12 protein-coding genes and 1 tRNA gene are annotated in these 12,666 nt (G+C 53.9%); 12 read left to right on the forward strand and 1 reads right to left on the reverse strand.

Annotation, left to right across the window (positions count from 1 at the left end):
• The first annotated feature begins 3 nt into the window (after positions 1-3).
• The 11 genes from E4633_RS15565 (at position 4) to E4633_RS15615 (ending at position 8,367) form a co-directional block, all read left to right on the forward strand.
• Complete coding sequence (locus E4633_RS15565) at positions 4-408, forward strand: cobalamin B12-binding domain-containing protein (RefSeq protein WP_135871555.1); 405 nt, start codon at positions 4-6, stop codon at positions 406-408.
• A 330-nt stretch (positions 409-738) separates the two neighbouring features.
• A complete protein-coding gene (gene meaB, locus E4633_RS15570; RefSeq protein WP_135871557.1) occupies positions 739-1,683 on the forward strand; it encodes a methylmalonyl Co-A mutase-associated GTPase MeaB in 945 nt (314 codons plus the stop codon).
• 82 nt (positions 1,684-1,765) lie between these two features.
• A complete protein-coding gene (locus E4633_RS15575) occupies positions 1,766-2,602 on the forward strand; it encodes a L,D-transpeptidase (RefSeq protein WP_135871559.1) in 837 nt (278 codons plus the stop codon).
• A 365-nt stretch (positions 2,603-2,967) separates the two neighbouring features.
• Positions 2,968-3,615 carry a DedA family protein gene (locus E4633_RS15580; protein ID WP_135871561.1) on the forward strand — a complete coding sequence of 216 codons (648 nt, stop codon included), beginning with the start codon at positions 2,968-2,970 and terminating at the stop codon, positions 3,613-3,615.
• Positions 3,616-3,873: 258 nt separating this feature from the next.
• Positions 3,874-4,614 carry an RNA methyltransferase gene (locus E4633_RS15585; RefSeq protein ID WP_135871563.1) on the forward strand — a complete coding sequence of 247 codons (741 nt, stop codon included), beginning with the start codon at positions 3,874-3,876 and terminating at the stop codon, positions 4,612-4,614.
• Between the two features lie 100 nt (positions 4,615-4,714).
• Positions 4,715-5,461, forward strand: coding sequence for a 5'/3'-nucleotidase SurE (surE, locus tag E4633_RS15590; protein WP_135871565.1), 747 nt, complete (start codon positions 4,715-4,717; stop codon positions 5,459-5,461).
• A gap of 59 nt (positions 5,462-5,520) precedes the next feature.
• Positions 5,521-6,168 (forward strand): protein-L-isoaspartate(D-aspartate) O-methyltransferase, encoded by a 648-nt coding sequence (locus E4633_RS15595; protein ID WP_135871566.1) that lies wholly within the window; start codon positions 5,521-5,523, stop codon positions 6,166-6,168.
• A 44-nt stretch (positions 6,169-6,212) separates the two neighbouring features.
• Complete coding sequence (locus tag E4633_RS15600) at positions 6,213-7,202, forward strand: sigma-70 family RNA polymerase sigma factor (protein ID WP_135871568.1); 990 nt, start codon at positions 6,213-6,215, stop codon at positions 7,200-7,202.
• A 16-nt stretch (positions 7,203-7,218) separates the two neighbouring features.
• A complete protein-coding gene (locus E4633_RS15605) occupies positions 7,219-7,734 on the forward strand; it encodes an adenine phosphoribosyltransferase (RefSeq protein ID WP_135871570.1) in 516 nt (171 codons plus the stop codon).
• A gap of 51 nt (positions 7,735-7,785) precedes the next feature.
• A tRNA-Arg gene (locus E4633_RS15610) sits at positions 7,786-7,862 on the forward strand.
• A gap of 142 nt (positions 7,863-8,004) precedes the next feature.
• Complete coding sequence (locus tag E4633_RS15615; RefSeq protein WP_135871571.1) at positions 8,005-8,367, forward strand: hypothetical protein; 363 nt, start codon at positions 8,005-8,007, stop codon at positions 8,365-8,367.
• A gap of 222 nt (positions 8,368-8,589) precedes the next feature.
• Here the strand turns inward: E4633_RS15615 and E4633_RS15620 are convergent, their stop codons facing one another.
• Complete coding sequence (locus E4633_RS15620) at positions 8,590-8,898, reverse strand: hypothetical protein (RefSeq protein ID WP_135871573.1); 309 nt, start codon at positions 8,896-8,898, stop codon at positions 8,590-8,592.
• 607 nt (positions 8,899-9,505) lie between these two features.
• On the opposite strand from E4633_RS15620, the gene E4633_RS15625 reads away from it, so the two are divergent.
• Positions 9,506-12,666, forward strand: a 3,161-nt coding sequence (locus E4633_RS15625) for a right-handed parallel beta-helix repeat-containing protein (RefSeq protein WP_198419457.1), incomplete at its 3' end; no start/stop codon positions are given.

Below are 12,666 nucleotides of genomic sequence, written 5' to 3' on the forward strand. Positions count from 1 at the left end.
GCCATGGCAGAAAGAAGAGTTCGCGTGTTGGTAGGAAAGCCCGGTCTGGACGGGCACGACAGGGGGGCGAAGATCATCGCCCGTGCCTTCCGTGATGCCGGTTTCGAGGTGATCTACACCGGTCTGCACCAGACCCCGGAGCAGATCGTATCCGCCGCCATCCAGGAAGACGTTGACTGCGTCGCTCTTTCCATTCTTTCCGGCGCACACAACACCCTGCTTCCCGCGGTGAAAGAGATCCTCGTTGAGAAGGGAGCTGCCGACATCGTGCTCATGGCAGGCGGCGTCATTCCCGAGGACGACATCCCCGGGCTGAAGAAAGCCGGCATCGCCGAAGTCTTCACCCCCGGCACCTCCACCGAGACCATCGTAGGCTGGGTGCGCGAAAACATAACGCCCCACGCTTAAACCCAACTGACGTTCAACGTTCTGCGTTCTACGTTCTACGTTACAAACCGAGACCAACCATGCGCCGCGCAGTTGCCAAACAGGCAGCCCGCGGCGTATCACTTGGTGCACTCGTTTGGGTGAGGTTTTGAGGCCGGATTAACATTGAATGTCGACTGTGAACTCTCTATCTTAGTTTGAAGCCAGGAAAGCGTGGCCAGAAATTGAATGCTGAACGCTGGACGCTGAACGTATAGCGCGCTGTATCTATCCGCCAGGAAAGCGTCGGCCCCAACCGACCAAGCAAATCGAACGTTGAACGCTGAACGTTGAACGTTTTTTGGAGTCCTTATGTCCTTAGCCGAACGTGTGCTCGACGGCGACATCCGTGCCGCCGCGCGTCTGATGCGCGACATCGACGACCGCTTCAAAAGCGCCGTCGAGGAGCTGAAAACCCTCTACCCCCATACCGGCAACGCCTACATCATCGGCATCACCGGTCCTCCGGGAGCGGGGAAGTCGACCCTCGTCGACCAGATCGTCGCGGCCTACCGGAAACGCGACCTCCTGGTCGGCGTCGTCGCCATCGACCCGACCAGCCCCTTTTCGGGGGGCGCCATACTCGGTGACCGCATCCGCATGAACCGCCACGCCGACGACGCAGGCGTCTTCATCCGCAGCCTCGCCACGCGCGGCGCCCTGGGCGGCCTCTCCCGCTCCACCATGGACGTGGCAAACGTCATGGACGCCATGGGGATGGACGTCATCGTCATCGAGACCGTCGGCGTCGGACAGGACGAGGTCGATATCGTAAGCACCGCGCACACCACGGTCGTCGTCATGGTCCCAGGCCTTGGCGACGACATCCAGGCGATCAAGGCGGGCATCCTCGAGATCGGCGACGTCTTCGTCGTGAACAAGGCCGACCGCGACGGCGCCGAGCGCACCGCGCGCGAACTCACTACCATGCTCGAGATGAAACACCCGGACGACGACGGCTGGTTTCCCCGCGTCATGAAAACCGAGGGTAGCAGGGGCGTCGGCATCGAGGAACTTGTCGAGGAGTTCGACGCGCACCGCACCTACCTGAAAGAGTCTGGTGCCCTGCAGCGCCTGATCGAGGAACGAAACGCCAAGGTGTTCGCCGATACACTGAGGGACGAGCTCTTCGACAGTGTCATGAGCGCCATCAGTGCGGACGGCACCTACCAGGAGATCCTCACCGGGCTGCGCGACAGGAGTACCGATCCCTACAGCGCGGTTCAGAAAGTCATGGCGGGAAGCGCTTTTACTTGACCGGCCACGGCAAAAGTGTTAATTAACACAGAAATGGGGCCTAAGGCCCCATTAGTCGTTTTCCGGTTGGGAGTAGGCAAGAATGTTACGTAAGCTTCTGGCGTTCGTCGTACTGGCAGTCCTTTTTTCCATCGTTGTATATAACCCCTCCGCTATCTCCTTACCCGGAGCGAACCCCCAAGATCCAGCCAAGGAAGACCTGACCCGCGTGGAGTACCCGAGCCTCGCCAAGGTCGCCTGGCGCGGGCATTTCATACAGCCCAGCGAGACCCTGGAGTCCCTCTTCGGCGAGGACTGGCCCGTCGTGGCGCGCTTCAACCGCATCGACCGGCGTCACGTCTATCCCGGGATGACAATCAAGGTTCCCGTTGATATGGCCGCCGCGCGCAGTTACACCCCGATGCCCGCCGAGTACCCCGAGGCGAAACGCTACGGGAAATACATCCTCATCGACATGACCGAGCAGTGGATGGGCGCCTACGAGAACGGCAAGCTTCGCTTCTCCGCCCCTGCCGCCACCGGCGCGCCCGGGCATGAAACCCCCGTTGGCATCTTCCGCATCGATGCACGGCACCGCACCCACACCTCCTCCCTGTACAAGACCGAGGACGAAACCGGTCAATATCCGATGGACAACGCGATGCGTTTCCACATCGGTCCCGACAACGCCGCCTACTGGATCCACGCCCGCGATCTGCCCGGCAAGCCCGCCTCTCACGGCTGCGTAGGTCTCTATGACGAGGCGATGCAGAATCGCGTCTACGGCATTCCGGCCAAGCCGGTGCTTCTCGATTCCGAAAAATTCTACGCCTGGGCCGTCGGCGAGAATGACTATGAAGACGACACCGGCAATCTCGAAGAACTAGAAGACGCCCCCGTAGTCGAAGTCAGAGGTCAAAACCCCGTCTACCGCAAGTAGCCCTTCTTTCAGCAATTCCAAGCGGTCGAGTATGTTTGCCACGAAGCGCCGCAGAAGCCCCCGCGTTCCCCCCCTTGCGAAGGGGGAGCCTGCCCCCCGTAGCGTTCCGCGAAGGGGGGACAGGGGGGATTTGCAGCTCTGTCTTAGTCCAACATCCTCCCGCCCAGAAATTATTCCTCACCCGAAACGCCAGCCCGTCCTAAACCATTCCCACGAAGCACGCACTAGCCCGAGCGTTCAGTGGGGATTTGCCGTCCCGCACTCCCCCCAACATCCAAGGGGGGACAGAGAGCGATTTGCGGTATACTCTCCAAGATGCCAGTCACTGAATCAGTCGAATCCCCACTGTCATAACTGGAGCTGCCGTGCAGGAACTGTTCAAGGAATACCTGCAGGTTCACGGTTACTGGGTGCTCTTTCTAGGCACCTTCCTTGAAGGAGAAGCCGTCCTCATCTTCGCCGGCTTTCTCGCCTTCCAGGGATACCTCGACATATACCTGGTCATCCTCTCCGCCCTGGTCGGCTCCTTTCTGGGCGATCAGTTCTACTTCCAGATAGGGCGCCGGAAAGGGGCGCAACTCCTCCGGCTTTTCACCACCATCGCCCGTAAGTTCCGTAAAGCCCTGCGGCTCATCGAGCGTTACGGCACCTTCGTTGCGTTCGTCTCCCGTTACACCTACGGTTTCCGAATCATCCTCCCGATCATCCTGGGCATGACCACCTTTCCCTCGCGTCGCTTTCTGTTTCTAAACCTGCTCTCCGCTCTTACCTGGTCCGTCATCTTCTCCCTTGCTGGCTATCTCTTCGGTAAGACTGCATCCCTCTTCATAGAAGATCTGGAGAGTTACGAGCCGTACCTGATGCTCGTATTAGCCGGTGTCATCGCCTGTTTCTGGTCCAGTCATTTCGTTGTGCACCGTTGGCGCAAGCGGCACGCGCGAGCCCGCCTGAACCGCATCAAGTCCCGCCCCCGACACACCAGGCCCACCCCCCACCACGCACCTGACCCATAGGGACGGAAACCTCAAGACTCACCTCTTTGGGGGAAGCTTGCTGGGACATTAGCTTAAGAGATAGTGTTGCGTTGAAGAACGCTGCTGCCATTGCGTCCCCCCCTTTTGCGAAGGGGGACAGGGGAGATTTGCCTCTAACCGCCCAAAGCCCCCCGCTGTCAATCCTCAATTGCCAATTGTCAATCACCTCCCTTTTATGGTCTAATGCCCGCCGCGCCCAAACCGGACGCCATTCCGCACAATGAACAAAGGTACCGCATGGATTTGAAGCAAAGAGTTTCCGTCGTCCTGGTAGGGACCCAGAGTCCCGGCAACATAGGCATGGTCTGCCGTGCCATGAAAAACATGGGTCTGGCCGATCTGCGCCTGGTGAACCCCTGCCAGGTGGACCACCTGGACGCGATCAAGTTCGCCGTCTCCGCGCGTAATCTGCTGGAGGGCGCCCGCATTTTCACCTCCCTCGAGGATGCCATCGCCGACTGCGAGTACTCCGTCGCCACGACGCGGCGCCACGGCAAGTACCGCAGCGAGATCAGCACCCCGCCCGAGATCGTCGAGAAGTTCGCCGCCTGCGCCCCGACAAGCCGCCTGGCCCTCGTCTTCGGACGCGAGGACAGCGGGCTCACCACCGACGAGGTGGCACTTTGCCGCTGGCAGTCCACCATCGAGACCGCGGACGAGTTCGGTTCCCTGAACCTCTCCCAGGCCGTGCTCATCTTCTGCTACGAGTTCCTGAAAGGCGTGGCAGCTCCGGTCCCGGTAAAGGAAGCCCGTGAACTTGCCGGTTCCGCGTCGCTCGAGCCGATGTACGGCCACATGGAAAAGACCTTCCTGAGGATCGGTTACCTGAACCCGCAGAACCCGGACCACATGATGCGCACCATGCGGCGCATCTTCTCCCGAGCCGAACTCGACGAGCGCGAGGTCGCTTCGCTGCGCGGTCTTCTTTCCCAGATCGACTGGGCCTGCGCCGAGTTCAAGGGGAAGAAGGGAGCCTGAGTGCTCTGCGAAATTAAAAGAGGTTAAAGTTTGTTCCCGGACGGCCGATGCAGGATGGGTGTGCAGCGCGCCGGGGATTACGACCAGAGAGGGAACCACCGTGAAAGTGTTGCTTACCAACGACGACGGCGTCCACGCCCCCGGGCTCGCCGCACTTGCCAGGAGGATGGGCGAGGTAGCCGAGGTGGTCGTCGTCGCCCCGGACCGTGAACAAAGCGCCGTCTCGCACGCGCTCACGCTGCACCATCCCTTAAGGGCCGCCCGCATCGCCGACAACATCTTCTCGGTGGAGGGGACGCCGACCGACTGCGTCAACCTGGGCATCCACAACCTTCTCTCCTTCAGGCCCGACCTCGTCATCTCCGGCATCAACCGCGGCGCCAACATAGGCGACGATGTCACCTATTCCGGCACCGTGGCCGCCGCACTGGAAGCCACCCTCATGGGGATCCCCGCCATCGCGGTCTCCCTCGTTACGCGCGGCGCGGGCGACAACTACGACGCGGCAGCCTCCTTCGCCGCCCGCCTCGCTCAGTCCGTCGCCGAACGCGGCCTGCCGCGCGACACCTACCTGAACGTCAACGTCCCCGATGTCCCCGCCGAAGCCCTTCTCCCCGCGCTGGTCACCCGCCAGGGGAGACGGAGCTACGAAGGGACCATCGTGGACAAGGTCGACCCGCGCGGCAGGAACTACTACTGGATCGGCACCGTTGATCTGAGCTTCCAGGACGTCCCCGGCACCGATTATCACGCCGTTTCTCGCGGGCACATTTCCGTCTCACCGCTGCAGATCGACTTCACCAACCACGCCGCAATTGGACAGCTGGAGGCGTGGGAATTGCCGTGATGCTGGACTTTTAGCACGTCATTTGCTATATTTCCCCGCTGCTAAAGATCGGGGGTGGAATGAATTCAGCTGTAGCACGCAAGAGGATGGTCGCAGAGCTGGTGAAACGCGGCATAACCGACCAGCGAGTGATCAACGTCATGCTCGAGTTGCCGAGGCACATTTTCGTCGAAGAGGCGATGTCGGCCCAGGCCTACAGCGACGGGTCGCTCCCGATCGGAGAGAAACAGACAATATCGCAGCCCTACATCGTGGCGCGCATGACCGAGCTTTTGGCGCTCACCGGGCGCGAGAAGGTGCTTGAACTAGGCACCGGGTCCGGCTACCAGGCCGCCGTACTGGCGACCCTCGCCGATCGCGTTTGCACCGTGGAAAGGATCAGGCCCCTGGCGCTGAAGGCCCGCAAGGCCCTCGACAGCCTGAGGCTTTTGAACGTAAACCTGAAGATCGGCGACGGCACCGAAGGGTGGCCCGAGGAAGCGCCCTTCGACGCCATCCTTGTCACTGCCGGCGCGCCGTTTCTTCCGGAGTGCCTCATCGAGCAGCTCGCACCGGGCGGACGCCTGGTGATCCCGGTCGGTGACCGCGTTGATCAGAAACTGTTGGTAGTAAGAAAAGGAATAGACGGCAGCGTGACCCGCGAAGAGGCGGACGACTGCAGATTCGTGAGACTGATCGGGAAAAACGGCTGGAGCGACGAAGCGTAGGCAGGACCTGTACACACACCTAACCCTTGCCAAAGGAGTCTTGCATGGAAAACGACGAACTGTTGGAGGAGAAGGAACCTCTCTTTCTTGACGGCGAGCAGGACCCCGACGCGGTAGAACTTGAACGGGTCGAGGAAGAGGCGGACGAAGAGGCCGAGGTAGAAGAAGAGGAGATCAAGGCCGTCGAGGTGGAACATTTCGACGACGCCATCAAGCTCTACCTGCGCGAGATCCAGAAGACCAAGCTGCTCACCGCGGACGAGGAGAAGGAACTGGCGGCGCGCATCGATCTTGGAGACAAGGCCGCCCGCGACCGGATGATCGTCTCCAACCTTCGCCTCGTGGTGAAGATCGCCAAGCGCTACATAAACCGCGGGCTTCCCTTCCTCGACCTGATCGAAGAGGGGAACATGGGACTCATCAAGGCGGTGGAGCGTTTCAAGCTCTCCAAGGAGTGCCGCTTCTCCACCTACGCCACCTGGTGGATCAGGCAGTCCATCGAGCGTGCCCTGGTGAACCAGTCCCGCACCATCCGTCTCCCCGTGCACGTCTCCGACGACATCAACAAGATGCTCAGGGTGACCCGCGAGCTGGTGCAGAAGATGAACCGCGAGCCCTCGGTGAAGGAAGTCGCCGACGCCCTCGAAGTGAACGTCACCTACGTGCGCCGTCTCATGGTGCTTTTGAAGAAGACCTACTCGATCGAGCGTCCCATGGGGGAGAACAACGACTACTTCCTCATCGACACCATCGAGGACACCTCGACCATCTCCCCTGCGGTGCTGCTCGAGGACCTTAACAAGTACGAGCTGGTATCCCAGTGGTTCGAGACCCTTTCCGACGCCGAGAAGAAGATCCTGACCCTCCGTTTCGGCTTGGACGACAAAGACCCGCAGACCCTGGACACCATCGGGCGCAGCTTCGGCGTGACCCGCGAGAGGATCCGCCAGATCGAAGCGAAATCCCTCGAGAAACTCAGAAAAATTGTGGAAGCCACCGACATAATGGGGCGCAGTGCTACTAATGGAAAATAAGGAGCGGCCGTTGGACATGGAAGATCTTAAAAGCATCATCAGAAACATCCCGGACTTCCCAAAGAAGGGGATCCTCTTCAAGGACATCACCACGCTTTTAGGAGACGCCAAGTCGTTTCAGCGCATGGTAGACCTCATGTCGCACCGTTACGTCGGGCAGAAGATCGACAAGGTAGTCGGAGTCGAGGCCCGCGGCTTCATCATCGGCGCGGCCCTCGCGTACAAACTGGGTGCCGGCATCGTGCTCGTTAGAAAGCCCGGCAAGCTTCCCTCCACCACCGTCAAGAAGACCTACGACCTCGAGTACGGCACCGACACCCTCGAGATCCACACCGACGCCTTCAACAAGGGTGACCGCGTGCTGATCGCCGACGACCTTCTGGCCACCGGCGGCACCATGGCCGCCGTCGTCGACATGATCACCAGCATGGGCGTAGAGCTCGTCGAATGCTGCTTCATGGCCGAGCTTGAGTTCCTTGAAGGGCGGAAGAAGCTGCCCGAAGACAAGGTCTTCTCGCTGCTCAAGTTTTAACAAAACATCTTGCAAAACAGATGGTGCTGTTGTATAAAGTCCGTCTGACTTGTCCCCGTAGCTCAGCCGGATAGAGCACTTCCCTCCTAAGGAAGGGGTCGGACGTTCGAATCGTCTCGGGGACGCCACTAATAAATAAAAGGGTTACAGCATCTGCTGTAACCCTTTTTTGTTTTGGCAGACCTTACGCCGCTCTCTCGTTGCCTTAAAGACGCTCAGAAAACTTACAATCTTATATGTGTCCCTTTGTGCCACATTGATCTGAAATCTGTGAGAGAGCTCGACCTAGTGGTGTATGCGGGGTATCCAGGTTCACTTAAACAGCATATAGTGCCTAGGCTTGCGACCCTCAAGGCTTTTACATGTGTTGGAGCAATATCAACAGTTGAACAGGATCAGTTTTCCGTGCGTATAAGTGAGGCCATGTGGGAACAAGAGGGAGATGTCAGTGATGACTTCCAACCTGGAGGTATAAGCGGAGCACCAGTTTTTAGCCTGTTCGATTTCTGGGATCGCAAGGTTAAGCGAAGGGAGCCCAAACTCGTGGGTTTCATCCAAGAGGGAATGGCTTGGGCATCGTTGCAACAAAAGCACTACGCGGTGCACGCAACGGTGTTAACCGGCATGCTTTAATACGAAATCAGGAAAGCTCCCTATAGCTGTTAATCGGCATCCAATTTTAACCCACCATCGGCATCTTGAGACCCACCCCTCAACCTGTAAAGGCCCAATATTTCACAGGGGATGGGTCACCGTTGGACGCCGGTACTGGGTTAAAATTCGAAGCGATGGCGATCAGGTACATGAAGCCCTCCCCAGTGCATTGTGCGTGACAGCTCAGCGTCATGTACTGGGTTATTTTGGCAGCGCTGCCGCGAGGGCAGGAAGCCAAGTAGATAAGAGGTTGCCGCTTGCACCACCAAAAGAGGAGATTATATAAGCCTTGAAGTCCTCAAAGGCAGGATTACTTTGGTGTTGGATGATAGACATGAGGCCAAGGATGACCTCCTTATCTCTTTCCCCGATTCCGACCTCAAGTCGTGCCGAGAGCTCGGTGATCGCCGTCTTTGCCGCTCCATCAAGAGAGTGTGCCTCAATTACCTTGGCAAGAATATCGTGTGTCTGTGATTCACGTTTGAATGCTTCAGAAATCTGCACCCTCAAATGGGCAACCTCTTCTTTAAGCCCAGAGATCTCTCGGTGATGGCTGTCCTTTGCATAGTCGAGAAGCTCTCTGAAATGTGTTCCCGCTCCAGTTCAAGTGAAGGCGGGGTGAGAACTCAAAAGCAGGAAAACGAAAAATAAAGCCCCGCACGGGGAAACCCAAGATCCTTTCGACTCAGGGGGGATCGAATCTAAAAGCAGGATGAGTAGAACGAATACGCAGAAACGAGGACACAGCGGGCGATACACAGAACGACATGAATTCTAGAGGTCGCCTTTGGCAAGGGCGACTCGCAGTTGACCGTCAGAGGAAAGACTGCAAATTGTATACTTTATTGTTGACTGCCCGAGGAACAGAATGCTAAAAGACTATAAAATCCATGATTGTAGCTTAATTAATTATTTACTTTCTGCGCCCAGGGAGGAGAAGGATGAACCTTAGTATGCAACCTATTCTTAGCTCTAGCAACTCCATTCCCGATGCAGGCGCTAAGCTGCTGATGGATAATTAATTTTGCTGGACGCCAAAACCACAGCTGGCGCTGCTTTGAAAGCCATGGGACGGCAGTGAGTTGTGCTCATTTTTAATTCTGTGACGGAGGGCGTAATGTTTCGGTTTGATAGAGTCATATATTTTCTTATAATTTTATTTAGTTTATTTTTTCTTGCAGAAGAAGGATTTGCGTTCAAGCAACTTGACGGTTGTGGGGTCTGGCTAGATGCAGATATACCTATATCGTATGTCATTGATACGAACGCTTTTTCTAATGATGAAGCCGCTGCAATTGAAAGGGCGTTCAATCGTTGGGGTTCAATACCAGGATCGAGTTTGAGATTTAAAAGAGAAATTTATAACGGCCAGAAACTTGTAGATGATCCTTTTAGTTATCCCATTCCTAATTTTCATTTAATTACCAAAGCCAGTGTAACTGACGTCCCTGACAAATACAAAGATATATTATATAAATCTGGGGGGGCTGCAACATACCTCACCTATGCTCGCACGATAGAAAATGGCCGTATTTTTTCTGGGAGCATTATATTTAGAACAAGGCCTACAGCAGATACTAACTGGAGCACCAGTTATAGTTTAACAGATACGGCCTATATGGACCTTGAAAGCGCAGCTTTGCACGAGATTGGACATTTTATAGGATTAGCTCACCCGGATGGCAGTTTTTGGGAATGGTTAGGTGGGTATGTTAAGTATGCAGAAGAAGCCCAGACAATATTAGGGAATATACCTAAAGGCACAACGGTCAGAAAACTCTACGTTGACGACATACTAGCTGCACAAACTCTTTATCCTGCACCCTCTCCTGTGATTAGCCAAAACGAAGAATCTGGAGTTGCAGGAAACGTTACATTTATTCAGTCCGGATCTGGTTTTACGCCAAATGGATTTGCAACTCTTCATTTTTGTAAAATTGGAACTACTGTAGAAACAACACAATATATGGCTATTGATACAACTGGCTGTTTTAGCATAGCATATCTTGTTCCGGAAAGTGAGGAAGCGGGTTCATATGAGTGGTGGGCGGTTGATAATTCTACGGGAAAAGTTAGCAATCATTTGTCCTATACCATACTTACTACTCATGATTCATCGATAGATCAAAAATTTCAACAGGCTTATCAATCAGAAATGGGAACCCCACAGGGGATCCATCAATGGGAAGGGTATTGGGTACAAAATTACATAGATACATCAGGTTTTGAATCAATAATGATCTACAATCCAAATAAAGATAAAGTCTATTGGGTTCACGGGCAGATCTGGTCGACTGTTTATAAACCTTATGGTGGAATTTTGCAGTTTGGCCTTCCCACTAGCAACGAGTATTCTTATCCTGTTTCAGACAGTCTCAATAACGTGAGGCAGGATTTTGAAAGATTTTTTGTTACTCATAAACCAAATTCTGATCCTTGGTGGCAGCCATATCCGATTAGCTTGTCTACGAGTGTAAACCCGATAATTGCCCAAACTGACACGGGCATGTATCCCCCTACTTTTTCACTTGGACAAACATTCAGACAATGGGGCACAGATTTTACTCCGAACGGCTATGCGACGCTGCATTTTATGATGCCTGATGGTTCTGAATATCCAACGATGGTGCAGCGGCTTGATTCGATTGGGCATTTCGATATTAGTTATACACCCCCATTGGATAAGCCTTCTGGAAAGTATACATGGTGGGCAGTTGATAACAGCACAGGAAAACAAAGCCTACCAATATCATATTATATAGGGTCTACAACTGCCCCGACACGAACAATTACACTTGTATCACCAAACGGCGGGCAAACATTATATGAAGGATCAAAAAATAATGCAATGTACTGGCAAACTACAGGAAATGTAGAAAAGGTAAAGGTTCAACTATATAGAAAAGATACCAAAATATTAACATTGACTGATACCTTTGACGGAGGCAGTGTATTAAATGACGGGAATTTTTTTTGGGATATATCAGGAATTGATGATTATAGTGAAAGCTACAGAATAAAGTTGATTGCATGCGATTTAGCAGGAACGTGTGATTATAATGTTTACGATTATAGTGACTTTTATTTTACAATTGTTCGCAAAGCCCCATCAAAAGTTACTGGTCTTAATATTCCTAACAGTGCGGTTAATCAGCCTATCAATAGCAACATAAGCTGGTCAAAAGTTTCAGACGCGACGAGCTATAATGTATATTTCGGTCCTTCATTAGTTTACCAAGGAAACCAAACATCTACCACTTTTGATCCCGGAACTCTGCAATACAATACAACTTATTATTGGCGTGTTGATTCTAGAAATGAAGGCGGTGTGACTACCGGCAGCACTTGGAGTTTCACTACCGAGAAAGCTCCCCAGCTTTCCGTTAGTACCACTGATCTTGATTTTGGAATGGGAGAGGCGGGTACACCGACAACAACAACTACCTTCACAATCAAAAATAGCGGTGGGAGTGTCCTCTCCGGTTATGTAAATAAAAGTGCTGGATGGTTTGATTTTTCCACGCAAACTTATTTTTCCTTACGATCAGGCGAGCAACAGACGATTGTTGTTTCTGGGAATTTCCCCATTCCTCCCGGATGGTTTGAAACCAATATTAGTATCACGTCGAACGGAGGTAATAGCCAGGTTAGGGTGCATGGTCTGTCAGAAGTTTATATAAAATGGTCATTAGCAAATAGCCCGTATACGGTGACTCAAAATACCTTGTTTGGCGTAGGTTACAGGTTGATTATCGAGCCTGGTGTTGTTGTCAAATTTGATAAAGACAGAGTTCTTCAGATCAATGGTACCTTGGTAGCTCGTGGGACTTTTGCCCAGCCAATAATATTTACATCGGGGCAAACGTCGCCTGCTGCTGGGGACTGGGGGCGTATTTACTTTGATGCTACGAGTACTGCTGCCGTCTTCGATCCTACTGGTAACTATTTAAACGGCAGTATCATCGAGCACAGTATTGTCGAATACGGAGCAGGGCCAGATGGTATTGTCTATCTAAACCAGGCATCGCCATACATCAGCCGCAGTGTAATTCGGAATAGTTTAGCCAGCGGCGTATTCTCAAGTAATGCGGCAAAAGCCGTCGTTCGCGATAGTGAGTTGTACGGTAATGGTGGCTGTGGCATAACTGGTTTTAGTTTTGGAAGCGCTGTAATGAACGTTAGTGGAAATGTAATAAGAAACAACCAGTGTGGGATATCTCTCGGGAACGGAGTTGTAAATAACAATATTATTGCTGGTAATAGTATTGGTGTTACTGC

The organism is Geomonas terrae (assembly GCF_004791675.1).
Taxonomy (GTDB): Bacteria; Desulfobacterota; Desulfuromonadia; order Geobacterales; family Geobacteraceae; genus Geomonas; species Geomonas edaphica.